The sequence below is a fragment of the Brevundimonas sp. BH3 genome (assembly GCF_045345115.1).
GTDB lineage: Bacteria > Pseudomonadota > Alphaproteobacteria > Caulobacterales > Caulobacteraceae > Brevundimonas.
In genome coordinates this window covers 2,796,014-2,816,562 of the sequence record NZ_CP150796.1, presented here as the reverse complement: position 1 = coordinate 2,816,562, position 20,549 = coordinate 2,796,014, and the positions used below count along the sequence as shown (strand labels likewise).

Annotated in this window: 16 protein-coding genes; 3 read left to right on the top strand and 13 right to left on the bottom strand. The window is 60.6% G+C overall.

Going from position 1 to position 20,549, the window contains the following annotated elements; all coding sequences use genetic code 11:
- Window positions 1-33: 33 nt before the first annotated feature.
- Window positions 34-2,280 carry a TonB-dependent receptor gene (locus tag WEU32_RS13710; protein ID WP_406852278.1) on the bottom strand — a complete coding sequence of 749 codons (2,247 nt, stop codon included), beginning with the start codon at window positions 2,278-2,280 and terminating at the stop codon, window positions 34-36.
- A 258-nt stretch (window positions 2,281-2,538) separates the two neighbouring features.
- Between WEU32_RS13710 and WEU32_RS13705 the strand changes: the two genes are divergently transcribed.
- Complete coding sequence (locus WEU32_RS13705; RefSeq protein ID WP_406852277.1) at window positions 2,539-3,915, top strand: metallophosphoesterase; 1,377 nt, start codon at window positions 2,539-2,541, stop codon at window positions 3,913-3,915.
- 8 nt (window positions 3,916-3,923) lie between these two features.
- Here WEU32_RS13705 and WEU32_RS13700 read toward each other — a convergent pair whose 3' ends face one another.
- The 3 genes from WEU32_RS13700 to chpT form a co-directional block, all read right to left on the bottom strand.
- Window positions 3,924-4,745: a CheR family methyltransferase gene (locus WEU32_RS13700; RefSeq protein ID WP_406852276.1), complete on the bottom strand. Its 822-nt coding sequence runs from the start codon at window positions 4,743-4,745 to the stop codon at window positions 3,924-3,926.
- Window positions 4,742-5,128 carry a response regulator gene (locus WEU32_RS13695; RefSeq protein WP_312139294.1) on the bottom strand — a complete coding sequence of 129 codons (387 nt, stop codon included), beginning with the start codon at window positions 5,126-5,128 and terminating at the stop codon, window positions 4,742-4,744. Before WEU32_RS13695 ends, WEU32_RS13700 begins: the two co-directional genes overlap by 4 nt.
- A 65-nt stretch (window positions 5,129-5,193) precedes the next feature.
- Entirely contained in the window at window positions 5,194-5,898 is a 705-nt protein-coding gene (gene chpT / locus WEU32_RS13690) for a histidine phosphotransferase ChpT (RefSeq protein ID WP_406852275.1), read from the bottom strand.
- Window positions 5,899-5,998: 100 nt separating this feature from the next.
- On the opposite strand from chpT, the gene cysQ reads away from it, so the two are divergent.
- Window positions 5,999-6,829, top strand: a complete 831-nt coding sequence (gene cysQ, locus WEU32_RS13685) for a 3'(2'),5'-bisphosphate nucleotidase CysQ (protein WP_406852274.1) — start codon at window positions 5,999-6,001, stop codon at window positions 6,827-6,829.
- A gap of 3 nt (window positions 6,830-6,832) precedes the next feature.
- Here the strand turns inward: cysQ and WEU32_RS13680 are convergent, their stop codons facing one another.
- The 5 genes from WEU32_RS13680 to map form a co-directional block, all read right to left on the bottom strand.
- Entirely contained in the window at window positions 6,833-7,726 is an 894-nt protein-coding gene (locus WEU32_RS13680) for an oxidoreductase (RefSeq protein WP_312139128.1), read from the bottom strand.
- Between the two features lies 1 nt (window position 7,727).
- Window positions 7,728-7,970 (bottom strand): BolA/IbaG family iron-sulfur metabolism protein, encoded by a 243-nt coding sequence (locus tag WEU32_RS13675; protein ID WP_312139126.1) that lies wholly within the window; start codon window positions 7,968-7,970, stop codon window positions 7,728-7,730.
- A gap of 64 nt (window positions 7,971-8,034) precedes the next feature.
- Window positions 8,035-8,565 carry a GNAT family N-acetyltransferase gene (locus WEU32_RS13670; protein WP_406852273.1) on the bottom strand — a complete coding sequence of 177 codons (531 nt, stop codon included), beginning with the start codon at window positions 8,563-8,565 and terminating at the stop codon, window positions 8,035-8,037.
- The gene (radC, locus tag WEU32_RS13665; protein ID WP_406852272.1) at window positions 8,562-9,293 is read right to left on the bottom strand and encodes a DNA repair protein RadC; all 732 of its coding nucleotides are present in this window, start codon (window positions 9,291-9,293) and stop codon (window positions 8,562-8,564) included. The genes WEU32_RS13670 and radC overlap by 4 nt, the downstream gene beginning before the upstream one ends.
- Before the next feature lie 41 nt (window positions 9,294-9,334).
- Window positions 9,335-10,156, bottom strand: a complete 822-nt coding sequence (gene map, locus WEU32_RS13660; protein WP_312814135.1) for a type I methionyl aminopeptidase — start codon at window positions 10,154-10,156, stop codon at window positions 9,335-9,337.
- Window positions 10,157-10,597: 441 nt separating this feature from the next.
- On the opposite strand from map, the gene WEU32_RS13655 reads away from it, so the two are divergent.
- Complete coding sequence (locus WEU32_RS13655; protein WP_312139119.1) at window positions 10,598-11,896, top strand: outer membrane protein transport protein; 1,299 nt, start codon at window positions 10,598-10,600, stop codon at window positions 11,894-11,896.
- 116 nt (window positions 11,897-12,012) lie between these two features.
- Here WEU32_RS13655 and WEU32_RS13650 read toward each other — a convergent pair whose 3' ends face one another.
- The 4 genes from WEU32_RS13650 to WEU32_RS13635 form a co-directional block, all read right to left on the bottom strand.
- Window positions 12,013-13,497 (bottom strand): DEAD/DEAH box helicase, encoded by a 1,485-nt coding sequence (locus WEU32_RS13650; RefSeq protein ID WP_406852271.1) that lies wholly within the window; start codon window positions 13,495-13,497, stop codon window positions 12,013-12,015.
- 252 nt (window positions 13,498-13,749) lie between these two features.
- Window positions 13,750-14,397: a DUF1345 domain-containing protein gene (locus WEU32_RS13645; protein ID WP_406852270.1), complete on the bottom strand. Its 648-nt coding sequence runs from the start codon at window positions 14,395-14,397 to the stop codon at window positions 13,750-13,752.
- 41 nt (window positions 14,398-14,438) lie between these two features.
- On the bottom strand, window positions 14,439-18,983 hold the full coding sequence (gene gltB, locus WEU32_RS13640) for a glutamate synthase large subunit (protein WP_406852269.1): 4,545 nt from the start codon (window positions 18,981-18,983) through the stop codon (window positions 14,439-14,441).
- A complete protein-coding gene (locus tag WEU32_RS13635) occupies window positions 18,980-20,407 on the bottom strand; it encodes an NAD(P)-dependent oxidoreductase (protein WP_406852268.1) in 1,428 nt (475 codons plus the stop codon). Before WEU32_RS13635 ends, gltB begins: the two co-directional genes overlap by 4 nt.
- Between the last annotated feature and the right edge of the window lie 142 nt (window positions 20,408-20,549).

Sequence of the window (20,549 nt, the reverse complement as noted above, 5' to 3'; positions counted from 1 at the left end):
CCGCCCTCAAAGCTGTGTCAGCGTTTGTGGATATTAGAAGCGCTTGGAGACTTCGATACCGTACATGCGCGGATCATTGACGAAGACGGTCAGGTTGTTGAAGTCGATCGCACCGATGATGTTGTCCTCATCGGTGATGTTGCGGACGTAACCGGCCACTTCCACATCGCGGCCCAGATGACGCCAGCCTGCGCGCAGACCGCCCTCAAACTGGGTGCCCAGCATGAATTCCTTGGATTCATACAGGAAGATATTGGTGTTCTTCTGCATGACCCAGTCGGTGGCGGCGAACAGTTCCTGATCGTTGCCGATGGACTTCACATAGGACAGTACGAAGTTGGCCGAATATTCCGGAGCCATCGGGAACGGGTTGCCGTTGATGCTGGCACGGTTGGTGCCGCCGATATTGACGAGCGGATCGGTGACGGTGCAGCCGCCGGTGCACAGAGGCACGCTCAGGCCGTTATCCTTGATCTCGGTGTCGTTCCAGGCAAAGCCACCGGCGAAGGTGAAGCCTGCACCCAGATAGACATCGCCGTCGATCTCGATCCCCTTGCCGACACCCTGATTGGCGTTCAGCAAACGGTTGGTGTTGTCGTTGCCACCGATGGCGGTGAACTGCATATCGTCGACTTCATAGAAGTAGGCGGTGCCGTTCAGACGGGCGCGGCCATCCCACAGGCGGGCCTTGAAACCGGCTTCGTAGGACATGACGGTTTCGCTGTCGGCGGTGGTCAGGACCGGCAAGCTGCGACCCTGGATTGACGGACCGCGATAGCCGTTGGCGACGCGTGCAAACACGTTCCAGTCGCTGTTGACTTCGTAGAGCGCGCTGATGTCCCACGACACTTGCTCGTCGCCCACGGCCACAGTGCTGGTCGGCAGCAGAACATTGGCCGGGTTTTTCACATCGACAGTGATGTTGCCGCGATAATTGCGGTTGTCTTCGGTATAGCGCAGGCCACCGGTGACTTTCAGGGCTTCGGTCAGCTTGTAGTTGGCCTGACCAAAGACCGACCAAGAGTCCGACTTCTGGATGATGTCGGTCTGCTTGATCGGATACAGACCGCCAACGCCGTCATAGGTGTTGGACACCAGGTTGAAACGGTCCTGGAAATAGAAGGCACCCACCTGCCAGTTCAGGCGGTTGTCACCGTTCGAGGCCAGACGCAGTTCATAGGTGTGCTGGGCCAGATCGGAGTGATCCGTACCGCTTTCGACAGGGAAGAGGGTGTAAAAATCAGTCCCCGCGAGAGCAGGATTAGTAACGCCGCCGTCGATATCGCCATTACCCTTGGATTGGCCCTGATAGGCACCGACAACACCCGTCAGGGTCATGTTGCCAAAGTCATAGGCCACTTGCAGCGACTGCGAGAGGGTGTTCTGCTTTTGGAAATTGTTACGGCCGCCATCATAATAGACGGTGTCGCGGTCGTAATTGTCGTTCAGCTTGTTCGAACCCTTGGTCAGGGCATTGGCGCGGTTCAGCGTGCCGGTACCGGCATAGTCGCGCACTTGCAGGGTGCCCAGAACCGACAGACGCTCGGTCGGGGTCCATGCTAGATGGGCGCGGGCAGCGCGGTCTTCGAAATTACCCAATTCCTTGCCATCAGAGTTGGCAAAGCTGGCGTCATAAGCGTTGTTCACCCAGTCATCGCGGTGGTTAAGCAGGCCCGAAACGCGCAGCGACAGAGTGTCCGACAGCGGCAGGGTCACGCCGCTCTCGGCGCGGTACGAACCGTAATTACCGACAGAAAGCTGACCGAAGCCTTCGAGCACGTCGCCCGGCTTGGTGGTATCAACCTTGACCACACCGGCGGGGGTATTGCGGCCGAACAGGGTGCCTTGCGGGCCACGCAGAACTTCCATCTGCTTGACGTCGAACAGCGGGAAACCCTTCAGGTACACGCTTTCCAGAACCACTTCGTCCATCACGACCGAAACCGGCTGCGAGGCGGTGAAGTCGAAATCGACATTGCCAAAGCCACGGATATAGAAGCGCGGCGCGTAACGACCGTTCGAGCTTTCGACGTTCAGGCTGGGCACGCGGCCGGCCAGGGCCAGCACATCGGCACCACCAGCATTCACGGCCGCCAGCGTTTCTGTGTTCATGGCCGTGACGGCGAACGGCACGTCGCGGATGCTCTCGCTGCGGCGCTGGGCGGTGACGACGATGTCGCCGACCGAGGCGGTATCTTCGGATGTCTGGGCGAAGGCCGGTGCGGCAACCAGCAGGGCGAGGGTGCTGGCCGAAACGGCAAGGGCGGCAATACGCTTCATTTCTATATCCCCTAGGAATGATGGGCGGGGGTCTAGAGGGCAGATGCAGTTTAAGCCAAGCTCGAAAGACCGTTGAGCGGTGAACCTTTTATGACACGGCCACAGTGGGCTGAAACCTTACGTCTTATAGGTGTATATCCCTGTTATTGCGCTGAATTGCCGCAGTTCTGACACATTGTATGCCTTTTTCCATCGGCCCCCTGCGGACCTTGGGTCCCGCACATGCCGGGCAGATGGTTTCATCAGGATCGCCTAACCATGTCGCATTTGCCTCTTTCTCGTCGTCACATGTTGCAGTGGGCCGCCAGCCTGCCTCTGGCCGCGGCGGTTGCAGGATGCGCGCACACGCCGGTTGCGGCCCGCAGCCCGCGACTGCGCGTACTGGCGATTTCAGATCTACACTCTTCGTATGGTCGTATTGCCCAGCTTCTGGCTGCGTTCCGTGCCGAGGTGGCGTCCACAGATGCCCCGCACCTGATCGTGGTCAATGGCGACAGTTTTGAAAAAGGCAATGTGGTGTCGGTACGCTCGCAAGGGGCGATCGACTGGGCCTTTATGGCTGAACTGCCCAAGATTGCCCCGACGGTTTTCAACCTTGGAAATCATGACAATGATCTGGTGCATGACCTGCATCCGGTGGTGGCGCGGATGCGCAGCCTGGGCCTGACGGTTGTCAGCAACCTGATCGATAAGCGCACCGGACAGCCCTATGCGCCTTCGACGGCGCAGCTTTCTCTGGGCGGGGAAACTCTCAGCATTGTTGGGCTGGGGACGCCGTCATTGAATTCCTACCCTGCCGAAAGCCGTCAGTGGCTGACCATTCCCGATCCTGTCGAATGGGCGCGCGCGAACTTCCCGTCCATGCTGGCAGGGGATGGCCTGAAACTGGTCCTCAGCCATGTGGGTGTTGTTGACGAGCGCCAGTATCTGCCATTGCTGCCGCAAGGGGCGCTGATGATCGGGGGCCATAACCACCTTCTGTTCACCCATCAGGAAGGGGCCACCGGCTATGTCCATTGCGGACGCTGGGGTGAAACCTATGCTGTGGGCGAGTACGGAGCCGATGGCGTCGTGACAACCGCCAATCGCGAGGTTTCCGCAGACGCTGTAGGCGACCCTGTGCTGGCCAACCTTATCGCGTCCACGCTAGCGGCCCACCTGACGCCGGTTGAACGCGCGGTTCTTGGGCACAATCAAGAAGCGTTGTCGCTAGGCGAGACGGGGCGCAAGGTCAGTGCCGGTTTTGCAGACGCCGTGGAGGCCGACTGGGGCTTTATCGGTCATACGACCTTGGGCACCGGTTTGAAGGGTGGCGATGTGGACCAGTTCCATTTTGACGAAGTGGTCCGTTTTGATGGACAGCTTCAGGTGGCCGAAATCGATGCATCGCGTATGGCAGCAATCCTGAAAATCTGTAATCAGGACCGCCCCATGCCGATCAGTGAAATGACCGGTGATTTCCTTTACGCCGCCGAACGCACAGGCGGTGTGCATGGCGGACAAAGACTGAAACTGGTGACCAGTGACTGGTGTGCCCGCAACCAGTCAAAATATTTCGGCACGGATGATCTGGTATTTACGGATGTACCGACCGGTGGCGTAAAGGCCGTCGCCCGCAAGGCCCTGTTGGGATAGGCAGGGTTTCAGGCGGCCCGCTTGTTGCGGTCTAACCCTTTGACGAACAAACCGGCGCGGCCCGCCACCTGTCTAAATATCTTGCTTTCGATCTTTTCATCGGTACCCAAAAACAGGCAACCTTCATCGGCCAGGGGAGCGCGCAGGTGCTCCAGTGCCTTATCGCGGGCATCGGGCAGCATGTCCTCCAGCACATAGCGACAGAATACGAGGTCGAAGGGGCCTTTGGCCGCCAGATCATGCGGCAGGGGTGACAGCAGGTTGGCGCGTTCGAACTGGACGAGCTGGCGCAGAACAGGGCGGGCCTGCCATTGGTCTTCGACGGGCTCGAAATATCTCAGCATCGCCCTAGCAGACAGCCCACGCTGGATTTCAAAGCCGGAATAGATGGCGCGGGCGGCCTTGTCCAAACTGCGACGGGACAGGTCCGTACTGAGGATATCGACTTTCAGCCCTTGCTCGAGCGCGGCCATGGCCAGACTAAAGGCTTCCTGACCCGAACCGCCACCGGCCACCCAGATACGGACCGGATGCCCCTGACGCGCTTGGGCCAGCACCGGCAGAAGCTCGCGGGCATAGAGGTCGAAAACATGACGGTCGCGACGAAACCATGTTTCAGTGTTCAGCAGGGTTTCGATCACACTCCAGCCCAGAGAGCCGACGGGGCGCGCCCATAGGCTGTTGAGCAGGGCTTCGACATTGTGAAACCCCTCGCGGCGGGCAATGGGACCCAACCGGTGTTCGGCCAGTTGCATCCGGCTGGATGACAGGGCGAAACCGGTGCGGCTGGCCATCAGGGCCTGCAGGCGCTCGAAATCTTCCGGTGTCATGCTGCCTGCGTCCTCAGGGCACCGATTTCGTCAAGCTTGGATTGCAGGATGTCGCCGTCGAACGGTTTCATCACATAGTCGTCGGCCCCTGCCGCCAGAGCTTCGGAAATGCGTCGCGGGTCGCTTTCCATACTGCAAAACAGAACCTTGGGCATGTTAGCATCACAAATGCCCTTGAGGCGCGCCAAAAAATCCATGCCGTCCATGGTGGGCATGCGCCAGTCCAGCAGAACAAGGTCGGGCATGGCCTGCAGGCATTGCTCCAGCGCTTCTATGCCGTCACAGGCTTCGGACACGTCAAAGCCCAGTCCCTCGACAATGCGGCGGGCGACTTTTCGGATGATCCGGCTGTCATCAACAATAAGGCACAGTGGACTGGGCAGGGGACATCACTCCATTAGCTTCTGGTGAAAGAAGCTTCACAGCGGACGTATTGGCCCTGATTATGTCAAATTTCAACGTGATTTGGTAGCCGTGCTAACAACGATACACATTGTTCCTCGACAACAGTGTCCAGTCTACCACCGATTTCCGACACCGTCAGCCATAGCCAGTAGGGCTGAATCCACTGGCCATGCAAACCCTCGGAGAGGGGTTGACCGCGCAGACCGGCCAGAGCTTCGGGCTTGAGACGGGCGCGGTTGCCCTGTGCCTGTCCAGCTAGAGTCAGGCCATTTTCTTCATGATGTGCGGTGATAGTGGCTGTTCCGCCCAAAGCCAGGGCGCTGAAAGTCAGATAGGCCAGATTCAGCAAGGCCCGGGCATGGGGCTTACTCAGCGAAATTTCGGGAATGCGCCAGTCTATCTGCGCGCGGCCACCATCTGTCAGACCCAGCAAAAGATTATGAATTTCGGTGCTGGAAAAGCGCTCGGCGCTGGAAGAACTGCCAAAGGCCACGCGCGAGAAATTGACCAGCGAGATCATTTTGCGTGCGCTTTGACGGATCAGGCCCATGGCATCTTCGCGCATATCTTGTGCGGTAGGATCATCCAGCAGGTCCAGACCCGACATCACGGCCCCCGAGGGGCTGATGAAGTCATGGCACAGCTTGGCAGCGACCAGAGCGGTCAGTTCGGCACCTTGCGGAAGGGCGGTTTGTTCTTCGGCAGAGGGGCCTGAAAGGCGCGCCGCATTATCGGTCAGAAAAGCCATGCGTATCCCGATCCAAAAACATAGTTAATGAAGGTTAATCAATCCCTGACCTGATTTGCCGGTTCGTTAAACCGCTGGATTGGAGTATCTGCACAAAACCATGTCCAGCACACCGAAATCCCTCATGTCCCCTGCCTCGCCGGAAACGCTTGAACGCCTCGAGGCCGATCTTGTTTCGGGCCGTTTGGCCGAAGTCATTGCCGAGATTGCCGAGGAGGCCGCCGAGATCATTCGCGGTTTCTGGCATGGCGGAGTGGCGGCTGAACGCAAGGCAGACGACAGCCCTGTCACCGAGGCCGACCGCGCCGCCGAGCGCTTGATCCTGCAACGCCTGGCCGCTGAATGGCCGGGGGTGCAGACTGTGGCTGAAGAACAGGTCAGTGATAGCGGCCTGCCCGCCGGATGCGATGGCTGGTTCTGGCTGATTGACCCGCTGGACGGTACGCGTGGTTTTGTACAGGGGCGCGAGGCTTTCAGTGTGAATATCGCCCTTGTGCGCGACCATCAGGTGGTGGCGGGCGTGGTGGTGGCACCCGCCACACACACGACGTGGCGCAGCGGCCCACTGGGGGGCGGCGCTTTCCGTCGCCAGAATGACGAGCACTGGCATCCGATCCATGTGCGCGAACGCCCCGCCGAACCCGTGGCTCTGGTGAGCCATAGTCTTAGCGACGAGGAGGCCGAGCGCCTGATCCGCCGCCATGGCTGTACGCAATGGCAGGCGCTGGATTCATCGCTCAAGCTATGCCTGATCGCTGAGGGACGTTTTGATGCCTATCCGCGCACGGGCCCGACATCAGAATGGGATATCGCGGCCGGTCACGGGGTGCTGCAGGCGGCAGGCGGGAGGATCATCACCCCGGACGGTCTGAGCCTGATGTACGGCAAGCCGAACTTTGCCAATGGGGCCTTTGTGGCGCTGGGCGGCTAGGGCTCAGGCGGCGCGCGACGAGGTTACGCGGGCCATTTCCAATTGGGCGGGCAGGCTGACAGGCATGTCGCGCTCGCACGCCTTGGCCAGACGTTTCAGGCGCTCGACATTGGGGGCATGAACAATCACACCAGCCAGAGACGGGTCCAGCAGGGCGTGCGCCAAACACAGGTCTTCGGCCTCCCATCCGGGGGTGGAATACAGGAAGGCAAACGGGTTGGTCACTTCCTCGGCGACCGCCTTTTTGCGGCCCAGTCCGAACAGACCTTTTTGCGCTTCGGGCGCGGCGGGGCGTTTGGGGGCCACCAGTAGAGATTTGGGGAAGTAGTCGGTCGAGAAGACGATCATCTGTTGGTCGCGCGCCGAGCGCAGGCAAGACCGCTGGCGGGCATCCATCTGGATGTGGCTGGGCGTAAAGAGGACATCAAAGCGGCCGCTATTGATATAGACCTCCATCACTTCCGAATTGCCACGCAGTCCCAACCGCTTGATGCGCGTGTCCGCACGAAGGGTTTTCAGCGATTGTGACGGTAGCTCGGTTTCGGATGGGTCATCCAAAATGACAGAGTCGATATAGCCCAGACCCGAGGCCTTGAGCACGGCACCGGTTACCGCAGACAGGCCCTCGGGGGTGAAGTTGCGCTTGCCATTGGGCAGGGGCCCCAGCGTCAGCGCAATATGTAGAAGGTCGCGTTCTACCTGACGTAGCACCTCGCCCGCCGTGCGAATCAGGGTGGGGTCCAGACTGTCGATGAAGAAGCTGTTCACCCCTTCTTCCACGGCTGTATCGATAAGATTGCGTATGCCGTTGGCACCGGTCACAGCGACAGCTGCATCCAGTGTCAAAGTTATTGCTGAAACTGCAGAGCCGACCTCTCCGAGAGGACGATAGCGCATATCAGATAACCTCTGCGGGGGTTTTGGCGTCAAAACTGACCGAATGGACCACTGTGCCCAGCTTGCCTTTGAGGGCTGCATTACACGCGCGGCCGCGGTTGACGCGGCTCATGCCTTCAAAGGCGCTGGAGACGACCAGCGCCACCCAGTGATCTTCGTCGCCTGCGGTATCATGCAGGTCAATGACGGCGTCAGGAAAGGCGTCGATCAGGTGCGCGCGCAGTTCGTCGGCAGACATAGGCATGGGGCGAAACTCGTTTCAGTAAGCGGTACAGTCCTGTAGCTAATAAGCGTCTCTGAGCGGATTGTCAGCCTGTGCTCTTGGCCGGGGGCCTTTGTCGTTCATACAGTCCAAGGGTTGAGCCTTTGTATAGGCCTTGCGCATAGTGCCTAAAGCCGAGGGCTTCGGCCAGTTTGATCGACGGCGTATTTGGCACCGAGATCATGCACTGTGTGCGCTCAAAATCCAGAACCGTGTCGGCATGGTGAAGGGCGGCCCCCACGGCCTCGCGGGCCATGCCCTTGCCGTGGAAATCCGGCATGAGCGCCCAGCCGACCTCGGGGGCGCTGAAAGGAGGGGACAAGGCGCGACGGTAGTCGAACAGTCCGACACTGCCGACCAGACTTTGGACCTCATCACGGATCACCCAGTTGCCAAAACCCAGTATCTGCCAATGGCCGATATCGCGCAACAGGCGCAGCCAGACATCTTCGGCAGGCATGGGCTGCCCCGAGATATAGCGCGTGACTTCGGGATCGGCCCACATATGGACCAGATCATCGAAATCGGTATGCGATACGGGGGTCAGGGTCAGGCGCTCGGTATGCAGAAGGGTCACATCAGGCCTAGCTGTTTGAAACTGGTTACGCCGTGGCGTCCGGCAATCAGATGGTCGTGGATTTGTATATCCAGTGCGCGTGCTGCCTCGATGACCTGTTTGGTCATGTCGATATCGGCCCGACTGGGGGTGGGATCACCGGAGGGATGATTGTGCACGATGATGAGTGCCTTGGCGCTCAGTTCCAGTGCGCGGCGGACCACTTCACGCGGATAGACGGGGGCGTGATCGACTGTGCCGCGGTTCTGGATTTCGTCGCGGATCAACTGGTTCTTGTTGTCGAGATAGAGGATGCGGAACTGCTCGCGCGGTTCGTGCTGAAGCGCCAGCCGTACATAGGCCAGAAGCGCGGTCCATGACGAGATAACGGGGCGCTTGGCCACTTCTTCGAGGGCGACGCGGCGCGCAACCTCTTGAAGGGCGCATAGGTCGAGGGCGGTCTGTTTGCCGATGCCGCGCTTGCGGTCTTTGATGTCGGTAGCCCGTACCGTCAGCATATCTTCCAGCGAGGCGGCCATGACGCCTGCAAATGACCCGAACCGGTCCAGCAGCGCCTTGGCCAGAGGTTTGACATCGCCCTGCGGCTGGCTGCGGAACAGAAACAATTCCAGCAATTCGTAATCGGGAAGGGTGGAAAGGCCGCCTTCCATCGCCCGCTCGCGCAAGCGTTCGCGGTGGCCCAGATGATGGGCCTTGGGCTTGGCCGCTATGGGTATGCTGTCCGTCATTGTCTCCCCCCGAAGAGGGAGACTAGACGGAACTGCGTTCGTCAGAAAGTGGGGCGGAAAATGTTCTTGGGCGAGGCCGAGAAGATTTCGATGCCGTCTTCTGTCACACCGATGGTGTGCTCACACTGCGAGGACAGCGACTTGTCGCGTGTTACGGCGGTCCAGCCGTCAGACAATACCTTCACGCCCGGCTTGCCAAGATTTACCATCGGCTCGACGGTGAAGAACATACCCGGCTTCAAGACTGCACCTTCGCCGCGACGGCCATAGTGCAGCACGTTCGGATTGTCATGGAAGACGCGACCAATGCCGTGACCGCAGAAGTCGCGGACTACGCTCATGCGCTGGGCCTCGACGAATTTCTGGATGGCAAAGCCGATATCGCCAAAGGTGTTGCCCGGCTTGATCTGGGCCAAACCCAGTTCCAGCGAGTCATAGGTCACATCGATCAGCTTCTTGGCGCGGGCATTGATCTCGCCGACCGGATACATGCGACTGCTGTCGCCATGCCAGCCGTCTACGATGACGGTGTGGTCGATATTGACGATATCGCCTTCCTTCAGAACCTTGTCGCCCGGAATGCCGTGACAGACGACATGATTGATCGAGGTGCAGATGGTCTTCTCGTAGCCCTTGTAACCGAGGCATGCAGGAATCGCGCCGTTATCGAGGGTGAACTGGCGCACCAGATCGTCCAGATAGCCGGTGGTCACGCCCGGTTTGACGTGCTCGGTGATCATGTCCAGCGCCTCGGCGACCAGACGGCCCGCCTTGCGCATGCCTTCGAAATCTTCCGGCGTGTGAATGCGGATTTCGTGGCTACGGACCAGGACGTCGGTTTCCAGCTCGGGCGTTTCGTACATGACAGACTTTCAGCATTTTGCCGCGCTCGCGAGCCTTGGCGGCTGTCGGGTCTGGCAAACTAATTCCGCTATGCCGCGTGGGGAGGCGGCAACTTCTAACTTCAAATGGTGTTTCTAGCACAAAAGCGCAATCGCGTCAGCTTTTGGCGCTGTTGAATGGCTTGTCATTGTACGGGTCAATAAATGCCAAGCTTTACGTTAAGTCAGTATAGTATTTTGAGTATCAATGTTATTGATGGGATTGTGTTCTTCCCTAGCGTAAGTTTTGGATAGAAAAGTGCGACTTATGCGTCACTCCGTTACTGGTTTCGTCAGGCGTCACGGTCTTGTGCGGGTCAGAAACGATGACAAGAATTTCGAGACTGATAAGCCTTTGCTTCTCTCCCCGAGCAAAGGTCCATCGCATCGGTAATGATGGGCCTATCAATATAGGTGAAACGTATGACTTCCAGGAACATGGCCCGCATTGGCGGCCTTGCCGTTCTGATGGCCTCGGTGGCCGCTCCGGCTATGGCTGGCTCTTTCTATCTTCAGGAACAATCCGCGCGTGGCGCAGGCCGCGCCTATTCGGGTGAAACTGCCGATAGGGGCGTCCAGTCGATGTGGTGGAACGCCGCTTCGATTGCACGTTCGGGCCGCGAAGCGACGATGTCGCTGCACGCCATTCGTATCGACTCCGAAGCCAAGAACACCGGCTCGTATGTCACCTATACCAACCCGCAAACGGGTGCCCGCTACGACGTGCCGGTGGCCAACCCGCGCAACACCGAAGTTGATCCGGTTGAAAGCGGTCTGGTGCCGAACTTCGCCATTGCCATGCCGCTGAACGAGCGTCTGGCCGTGGGTCTGGCCGTTGCTGCGCCGTACAACTTCACCACCAAGTACGAACAAGGCTCGTTCGCACGCTATGACGCCCTGACCTCGGAAATGCGTTCGGGCGATATTGGACTGACCGCGGCCTATCAGGTCAATGACTGGCTGGACATCGGTGCCGGTGTGAACGTCGAGTACGTCAAGGCCAAGCTAACCTCGGCCATGCCGGGCTTTGCTCCAACTTTTGCCGACGGTTCGTCGTCGCTGGAAGGTGATGGCTTCGCCTATGGCTGGAATGTTGGTGCGCAGGTTCACAAGGGTAAGTGGGATCTGGGTCTGTCCTACCGTTCGGCAATCGAACACGATCTGGACGGCGACATTGTCACCACCCTGACTGGTCCACTGGCCCCGAACAGCGTGGACGCTGCCGGTACTGCAAGCTTCAACACCCCGTGGTTCGCTATGGCCTCGGTGCGTTATGCTGCAACCGACAAGCTGACCCTGAATGCCCAGATCAATCGTATCGGCTGGTCGGAATTTGATGCCATCCGCGTCAGCTTCCCGGGCGGCGGCGACGTGATCCATCAGAACTACGAAGACGTCACCACCGGCGCGATCGGTCTGGACTATGCCTACAGCGACAAGACCACCTTCCGCGCCGGTATCGGTTACGATCCGACTCCGACCACCGATGCTTTGCGTACTGCCCGTATCCCGGATTCGGACCGTACGCTGTATTCGGTCGGCGTCTCGACCGAGATCACCGACGGTATCGGCTTCGATGCAGGCATCACCTATATCGATATGGGTGAGAGCAACATGTATGATGACCGCAACTTCTATAACGGTCTGGTGACCTCGCACCTGCGTGGCGAAGTCGAAGGTTCGGCTGTGGCCTTCTCGATGGGCACCACCATCAAATTCTAAGCTCGAAGAGCTTTTGAATACGAAAACGGCGGCTCGGTAGAGCCGCCGTTTTTTGTGGTCTTGATCGAGCAAAAAAGGACGCCCCTTCAGAGGGCGTCCTTTCACTGTTTCAAGTCTTAGCTATTGCCCTTGGCAAAGTTTTTGCCGCCAGCCGCCGGACGCTTGCGCGGACGACGCTTCATGGCGCTGACCGGTTTCGGCTCAGGGGCCGAAGTGGTTTCACCGGCCATCGGATTATAGGTCGAAACCGGAGCACCCTCGCGCGGACCGCGTGCACCGCGACCCTCGCCCTTGCGGGCACGGTGCGGTTGGCCGCCCCCTTCGGGACGAACCTCGTTGCGGCGGTTGCGATTACGATTGCGCGGATTGCCCTCACCGTTACCACGGCGCGGTTCGCGCTCGGGCAGGGTAGCCTTGGCGGCAACACCGGCGGCCATGATCGAAGCGTCCAAGGCTTGCAGGGCCTTGTCGTTACGGCGATCGGTCATCGGGATCTTCTGACGGGTCACCTTTTCGATGTCCTTCAGAAGCTTCATCTCGTCGCCGGCTACGAAGCTGATGGCGGTACCCTTTTCACCGGCGCGGGCCGTACGGCCGATGCGGTGAACATAGGATTCCGGCACATAGGGCAGTTCGAAATTCACAACGTGGGTGACCTTGTCGACATCGATACCGCGCGCGGCGATGTCGGTGGCGACCAGAACGCGCAGCTTGCCGTTCTTGAAGGCCTCAAGGGCGCGCTCGCGTTGCGGCTGGCTCTTGTTACCGTGGATGGCACCGGCTTCAACGCCACCGGCTTCGAGGTAGGCGGCAACCTTGTCGGCACCGTGCTTGGTCTTGGTGAAGACGAGGCAGCGCGTATAGGACGGATCCGAGAACAACTCGGTTAGCAGGGCGCGCTTGCGGCCTTGCTCGACCCAGATCACTGATTGCTTGATGCGCTCGACAGTGGTGGCCTGCGGGGTGACCTGAACCTTGACCGGCTCTTTCAGTAGTTCGCCCGCCAGTTTACCGATCTCGTTCGGCATGGTGGCCGAGAAGAACAGGTTCTGGCGGCGGGCCGGAAGGCGGCTGACCACCTGGCGGATCGGCTTGATGAAGCCGAGGTCCAGCATCTGGTCGGCTTCGTCCAGAACGAAGATTTCGGTCGAGGACAGATCCAGCGTTTTTTGCTGGATATGGTCCAGCAGACGGCCCGGTGCAGCCACCAGAATGTCGAGACCCTGCTGCATGGCACGCTCTTGGCCGCCATACTTCACGCCGCCGAATACAACCGCGACACGGAAGCCGAGGTGCTGGCCATATTCTTTGAAGCTGTCAGCGATCTGGGTGGCCAGTTCGCGTGTCGGTGACAGGATTAGGGCGCGCGTGGTGCGCGGGCGCGGCGGGATACGATTTTCTGCGAGGCGATGCAGGATCGGCAGGGCGAATGCGGCAGTCTTGCCGGTGCCGGTCTGGGCAATGCCCAACAGGTCGGCCCCCTTCATAACATGGGGAATAGATTTGGCCTGAATAGGAGTGGGCTTTTCGTAGCCTGCTGCCTTAAGGGCCGAGAGAAGGCCTGCATTCAGGCCCAGAGATTCAAAATTGGTGTCGCTCACGTCTGTCTTTCACGAATGACGACGGACGCCAGCAGCCGTCAGGCCATGCAGCGCGCGTCGTCCGCCCATAATCCACGGGCAGGTAACGGGCGCCGCCCCGCGTGTCCGGACGACGTATGATCTTGAGGAACCGACGGCTCTACAGACAGGCCTATTCTTGGAGAAAGGCCCACACGCGCTGGAACACGACGGAAACCGCACAGTGCGGTAGCGGGCAAATGGGCCTTTATCCACAAAGAGTCAAGTTTTGCGCTAAAGCAGGTTGACGGCCAGATTGACGGCCAGTGCCAGAATGACAGTGTTGAACAGCCACGAAACAATACTGTGCAAGGTGGCAATGCGGCGCAGGCTCTGGCTGGCAATCTGCACATCGGCGGTCTGGTTGGCGACGCCGATAATCAGGGAGAAATGCAGGAAATCCCAGTAATCGGCATCCGTTTCGCCGGGGAACATCAGCCCTTGCCGGTCCTTGCCGCTTGTATTGGGGGCGTAGAACTCATGGGCGTAGCGCAGGGTGAAGATGAGTTGAACGAAGAACCACGACAGGGCGATCGTAATCAGGGTCAGGCTGGCCTCAAACGGGGTGGGCTTGCCGCCGGAAGCTGTCATGAAGACGATGACGAAAACACTGGCGGCGGCAGCCAGAAGGCTGAGGGGCAAGATGGCACTGCCTGCCTGATCCATGGCGGCGGCGCGGACACGGATGTCGTCGATGCTGCGAGCCTTGGCCATGCGGCTCACTGTCAGCAGGAGAAAGACGGCAACGCCGCTATTCCATGACGTGGCCATACGCGTTGGCCAGGTCCATTGGGCAGGCAGAAAGACCCCGATGGCGATCATTATGCAGAGGCCCAGCCAAAGGGCCGAGTGCAGACGAAACGGACGGAGCAGGATGTTCATCGGGCAATGTTACGTCAAACATGCCCGATGAACAGTCCCGACTAGGCTGTGGCGCGAGCCTGTTCCGGTGCGAGCTTGATTTCGGCAGCTTTTACCGTTTGCGGGATGATGCGGATGAAGGCCCTTAGGCTGTTGCTCCAATCCGCCAGCAGGCGTTCGGCCAGAGGTGATCGGGTGGCTGCAAAGTGAGCCTCGACCAGTTCTTTTAGACGCTCGGCGGCTTCGTGGGTCAGGGTACCGATAGCGGCCAGATCACCGTTCAGAGCCTGTTGAGCATGACCGGCTGGATCCAGCACGAACAACTCACCACCGCTCATACCGGCGGCAAGGTTCCAGCCCGTCCGGCCTAGAACAACAACGCGACCACCGGTCATGTACTCGCAGCCGTGAGCTCCGAGACCTTCGACAACGGCTTCGGCACCGGAGTTTCTGACGGCAAAGCGTTCACCGGCGGCCCCCGCTACAAACAGGCGGCCCGAGGTTGCACCATAAAGGGTGGTGTTACCGCAGACCTGTTGGTCCTCGCGCCATTGGTAGGACCGCACGCGGATTTCACCGCCCGACAGACCCTTGCCGACATAGTCGTTCACCTCGCCCGTAACATCGAGGACCAGACCCTTGGTGGCGAAGGCCCCGAAGCTCTGTCCGGCAATGCCTTCCAGCTTCAGGGTCAGGCGACCTTGCGGACCTTGCGGGCCGTATTTGCGCACGATGGCCGAGGACAGACCGGCACCGACCGTGCGCTGGGTGTTCTTCAGCGGATAGGACAGTTCCAACGTCTGGCCCGATTGCAGGAAGGATTGGGCGTCCTTCAGTACGCGGGCATCGAGGCTCTCGTCGATTTCCTTGCGATGCTTGTCGGCGAGGCGGCCCGGACGGTCCACATCCACCTTCATCAGAAGCGGGTTCAGGTCGAGGTCGTCGAGGTGAGAGCCGCCACGGCGGACCTGACGCAGCAGGTCGGTACGGCCGACGATCTCGTCAATCGTGCGGGCACCGAGGCTGGCCAGAATCTCGCGCACCTCCTCGGCGATAAAGGTGAACAGGTTGACCACCTTCTCCGGCGTGCCGGTGAACTTGGCGCGCAGACGCTCGTCCTGCGAGCAGACACCGACCGGGCAGGTGTTCGAGTGGCACTGGCGTACCATCAGGCAGCCCATGGCGATCAGGCCCGCAGTGCCGATGCCGTATTCCTCGGCACCCAGCAGGGCGGCGATAACGACGTCACGTCCGGTGCGGATACCGCCGTCGGTACGCAAGGAAACCGACGAGCGCAGGTGGTTCAGGCTGAGGACCTGATGGGCTTCGGCCAGACCGATTTCCCACGGCATGCCCGCATGCTTGATGGATGTCATCGGCGATGCACCCGTGCCGCCGTTGTGACCGGCGATCAGGATGGCGTCGGCCTTGGCCTTGGCCACGCCCGATGCAATCGCGCCGATACCGGTCGAGGAGACCAGTTTCACCGTGACCTTGGCATCGGGGTTGATGGCCTTCAGGTCGTAGATGAGCTGGGCCAGATCCTCGATGGAATAGATGTCGTGGTGTGGCGGCGGCGAGATCAGGGTGGTGCCGGGGACCGCATGGCGCATCTTGCCGATGAACTCGGTGACCTTGAAGCCGGGCAGCTGGCCACCCTCGCCGGGCTTGGCACCCTGGGCGACCTTGATCTCGATCTCGCGGCACTGGTTCAGGTATTCGGCGGTGACACCGAAGCGACCCGAAGCCACCTGCTTGACGGTCGAGTTGGCGTTGTCGCCGTTCGGGCGCGGCACATAGCGGGCGGGGTCTTCACCACCTTCACCCGATACGGCGCGCGCGCCCATGCGGTTCATGGCGATGTTCAGGGTTTCGTGAGCTTCCGGTGACAGGGCACCCAGCGACATGGCCTGTGACAGGAAGCGTTTGCGGATGTCCGAAACGCTTTCGACCTCGTGAAGTTGGACGGGCTTCAGCCCTTCCTTGAAGTCGAGCAGGTCACGAAGTGACAGGTCCGCCTGTTCTGCGACAGCGGCGCTATATTGCTTGAAGCGCTTATAATCGCCACGGTTCGTCGCATCCTGAAGCAGGTGGATGGTCTTGGCGTCGTGGCCATGCGCCTCGCCGCCCGCACGGATGCGGAACAAGCCGCCCATGGACGGAGACGGCACGGCATCATTGCCGAATGCCGCCGTGTGACGTTGCAGGGCGGCGCGTTCCAGACCGGCCAGACCGATGCCCGAGATGCGCGACGAGGCGTTGGGGAAGAACTCTGCGGCCAAGGCGCGTGACAGGCCCAGAATCTCGAACTCGCACCCGCCGCGATAGGCGGACATGATCGAGATACCCTTGCGGGCCAGGACCTTGAGCAGGCCGGCCTCGATGCCCTTCTTGTAGTTCAGGCAGGCGTCCTTGAGGGTCAGGCCCTGATAGAAGCCGCGGTCCAGACGTTCCTGGAAGAGTTCCTGAGCCAGCCACGGGTTAACCGCGGTGGCACCGACACCGACCAGAACGGCGAAGGCGTGCGGGTCCAGGGTCTCTGCCGAACGGACGACGATGGAGCAGTATGTGCGCAGGCCAGCATCGGTCAGGCGCAGGTGGACGCCCGATGTCGCAAGGATCATTGGCGCGGCCAGACGGTCCTCACCGATGTTCTCGTCTGTCAGGACGATCAGGGTAGAGCCCGCGCGTGCGGCAGCCTCGGCTTCGTCACGGATGCGGTTCAGCGCGGCACGCAGACCGGCACCGGCCTCTTCACCTTGCTTGGGCAGCGGATAGGTGCAGTCGATGACCGTGGTCGAGCCATCGGCGACAACGCCCAGCAGGCGATCATACATGCCGGTGGTCAGGACCGGACTGTCGAGGATGAACACATCGGTCTGGGCCTCGTCATGGGCCAGAATATTGCCGAGGTTCTTGAAGCGGGTTTTCAGGCTCATGGCCCCCGCTTCGCGCAAGGGGTCGATGGGCGGGTTGGTGACCTGAGAGAAGTTCTGGCGGAAATAGTGCGCCAGTGGACGCGGCAGCGACGACAGCACAGCCGGCGGCGCATCGTCACCCATGGAGCCGACAGCTTCCTTGCCGTCGCGCACCAGTGCGTCCAGCAGCAGGTCGCAGTCCTCGCGGCTGAAACCGGCGGCGATCTGGCGGCGGATCAGGGCATCGCCCGTGGCGGCGCGTGGCTCGGGACCGGGGCCGATCAGCGGCTCCAGATCGACCATGTTGCCGAGCCAGTCCTTATACGGATGGGCGGCGGCCAGAGCATCGACGGCTTCGTGCTCGTCATAGACACGGCCGGTCTTCAGATCGACAGCGATCAGCTTGCCAGGGCCGATGTGCAGGCGGCGCTTTACGCGGCCTTCCGGCAGAGGCACCAGACCAGCCTCGGACCCTGCCAGCAGCAGGCCATCGACGGTTTCCACCGCCCGCAGCGGGCGCAAACCGTTGCGGTCCTTACCGGCCACGACCCAGCGGCCATCGACGGCGCACAGGGCGGCGGGGCCGTCCCATGGCTCGATGACGGCATTGCAGTAGGCATAGAGGGCGCGGTGTTCGGCCTTCATCATCATGTCGTCTGACGACCAGGCTTCGGGTACCAGTAAGGCCTTGGCCATGGGCGCAGGACGACCGGCGCGCACCAGCAGCTCGAACACATTGTCCAGCGCCGCCGAGTCCGAACCGCCCGCTTGAACCACAGGCTTTACCTCGTTGTCGCGATCGCCGAAGGCCGAGGCGGCCATGCGGATCTCGTGCGACTTCATCCAGTTGAGGTTGCCGTGCAGGGTGTTGATCTCGCCATTGTGGGCGAGGGTGCGGAACGGCTGTGCCAGTTTCCATTCAGGGAAGGTGTTGGTCGAATAGCGCTGATGGAACAGGGCATAGCCCGAGGCGACCGTTGGGTCGGTCAGGTCGATATAGAGCTGGCCCAGCAGTTCGGCGCGGACCATGCCCTTATAGACAATCGAGCGCGCAGACAGCGAGCAGACATAGAAACCGCCCAGACCCGACTTGGTGACGGCGGCCTCGATGCGGCGACGGCACAGATACAGTTCGCGTTCCAGCGTCTCGCCATTGGCGTCGGCCCTCCACAGCGATTCCGGTGCCGCCAGCATGATCTGTTCGATCTCGGGGCGGGTCTGTTCGGCGCGGGTGCCAACGACCGACAAGTCCAGCGGAGCCTGACGCCAGCCATAGATATAGAAGCCCGAGCGGATGGCCTCGGCCTCGACAATGGCGCGAGCGCGGTCCTGTGCACCCAGATCGGTACGCGGCAGGAAGATTTGCCCGACGACGACGGGGCCGGAGCGAAGGGTCTGGCCGACCGCCTTCACCTGTGCGGCAAAGAAATCCTGCGGGATTTCGATCATGATGCCCGCGCCGTCGCCGGACAGGCCATCGGCATCGACCGCGCCACGGTGGGCGACGGCCTTTAGCGACTGGATGGCCATGTCCACAACCTCGCGGCGCGGCTTGCCGTCGATGGCGCAGACAAGGCCGACGCCACAGGCATCGCGCTCGGAGTTTGGATCATAGGAGCCGGCGGCGACCAGTTGCGCGCGGGCGGCTTCGTAATGTTCCAGCCAGTTTGGGTTCGTATCTTGGCTCATGCTGCGGCTTCCTCGGTACGCGCGCGCAGATAGCGGTCGATTTCGGCAGCGGCATCCTGACCGTCGCGCACGGCCCAGACGACGAGGGAAGCGCCGCGAACGGCGTCCCCTGCAGCGAACACGCCCTCCAGGCTGGTAGCGAAACCGCCACGGGCCACTTGAATGGTGTTCCAGCGGGACATCGCGAGCGAGGCGTCCATCTGCTCTGCGAAGTTTTCAGGCTCGAAGCCGAGTGCCTCGATCACCAGTTCGGCAGCGATGTCGAAGTCGCTGTCGGCAACAGGCACGATCTCGCGGCGGCCATTAGCACCGGCTTCGCTCAGGGCCATGCGCTGGGCGCGGACGGCATTGACCGTATCGCCTTTGGACATGAGGGCCTTGGGCGCGGCCAGCCATTCGAAGGTGACGCCTTCTTCCTCGGCGTTCTGCACCTCGCGGGCGCTGCCCGGCATATTGGCGCGGTCACGGCGATAGAGGCAGGTGACGCGGGTTGCACCCTGACGGATTGCGGTACGTACGCAGTCCATTGCGGTGTCGCCGCCACCGACGACCACAATGTTTTTGCCCTTTGCGGTATCGGCTTGCACCGCATCGCCCAGATCGCGCTTGTTCTGGGCGATCAGGTAATCAAGCGCAGGCAGGGCATCATCGGGGCCACAACCGAGGATCGACAGACGGCGGGCCTGATAGACGCCCATAGCCAGCAGCACGGCATCATGCTTGTTGCGCAAGGCGTCCATGCTGATGTCGGTGCCGACCGAGGTATTGAGTACAAACTGGACACCGCCCTCGACCAGACGATCAATCCGGCGCTGGACGATATGTTTCTCCAGCTTGAAGCCGGGGATGCCATACATCAGAAGCCCGCCCGCGCGGTCGTGGCGGTCATAAATGGTGACCTGATAGCCTGCGCTACGCAGACGATCGGCGGAGGCAAGGCCAGCGGGCCCCGCCCCCACGATGGCGACCGACTGGTCCCGTTCCGCCAGCGGACGGATCGGTTCGACCCAGCCGTTTTCAAACGCCTGATCGGCGATCCAAGCCTCGACCGAACCGATGGTCACGCCGTCCCAGCCCGATTGCTGAAGCGTACACGCGCCTTCGCACAGGCGGTCCTGCGGGCAGATGCGGCCACAGATTTCCGGCATGGTTGAGGTCAGGCTGGCGGTCTTCCACGCTTCGCGCAGATCGCCGTCTGCCGACAGGGCGAGCCAGTCTGGAATGTTGTTCTGCAAAGGGCAGGCGTTCTGGCAGAAGGGCACGCCGCAATCGGTGCAGCGCGAGGCCTGTTTCTGGCCGGTTTCGAGTGTCGGTTTAAGCGTGATCTCGTCAAAGGACTGCACACGAGACTGGGCCGACGACTTATCCAGTCGCCGCGCTTCGATCAGAAAACCACCAGGGTTTGAACGTCCACCTTTTTGCATATGCTCACTTTGACTCCCGATGAAGCGAACGGCAAATATTTTTCTTATTGGTGATTAAATATATCTAGCGTGCAATTATTTATTGCGCATTTAAGCATAAAGTCGATGTTTTTTGTCTATGCAAATATTGCATCGCGGCATA

Bases quoted from the DNA above. Each gene is read 5' to 3' on its own strand.
- WEU32_RS13645 (WP_406852270.1), bottom strand. From the start codon at position 14,397: ATGAACATCCTGCTCCGTCCGTTTCGTCTGCACTCGGCCCTTTGGCTG.
- chpT (WP_406852275.1), bottom strand. From the start codon at position 5,898: ATGGCTTTTCTGACCGATAATGCGGCGCGCCTTTCAGGCCCCTCTGCC.
- WEU32_RS13655 (WP_312139119.1), top strand. From the start codon at position 10,598: ATGACTTCCAGGAACATGGCCCGCATTGGCGGCCTTGCCGTTCTGATG.
- WEU32_RS13635 (WP_406852268.1), bottom strand. From the start codon at position 20,407: ATGCAAAAAGGTGGACGTTCAAACCCTGGTGGTTTTCTGATCGAAGCG.
- cysQ (WP_406852274.1), top strand. From the start codon at position 5,999: ATGTCCAGCACACCGAAATCCCTCATGTCCCCTGCCTCGCCGGAAACG.
- WEU32_RS13700 (WP_406852276.1), bottom strand. From the start codon at position 4,745: ATGACACCGGAAGATTTCGAGCGCCTGCAGGCCCTGATGGCCAGCCGC.
- WEU32_RS13710 (WP_406852278.1), bottom strand. From the start codon at position 2,280: ATGAAGCGTATTGCCGCCCTTGCCGTTTCGGCCAGCACCCTCGCCCTG.
- WEU32_RS13680 (WP_312139128.1), bottom strand. From the start codon at position 7,726: ATGCGCTATCGTCCTCTCGGAGAGGTCGGCTCTGCAGTTTCAGCAATA.
- radC (WP_406852272.1), bottom strand. From the start codon at position 9,293: ATGACGGACAGCATACCCATAGCGGCCAAGCCCAAGGCCCATCATCTG.
- gltB (WP_406852269.1), bottom strand. From the start codon at position 18,983: ATGAGCCAAGATACGAACCCAAACTGGCTGGAACATTACGAAGCCGCC.
- WEU32_RS13675 (WP_312139126.1), bottom strand. From the start codon at position 7,970: ATGCCTATGTCTGCCGACGAACTGCGCGCGCACCTGATCGACGCCTTT.
- map (WP_312814135.1), bottom strand. From the start codon at position 10,156: ATGTACGAAACGCCCGAGCTGGAAACCGACGTCCTGGTCCGTAGCCAC.
- WEU32_RS13705 (WP_406852277.1), top strand. From the start codon at position 2,539: ATGTCGCATTTGCCTCTTTCTCGTCGTCACATGTTGCAGTGGGCCGCC.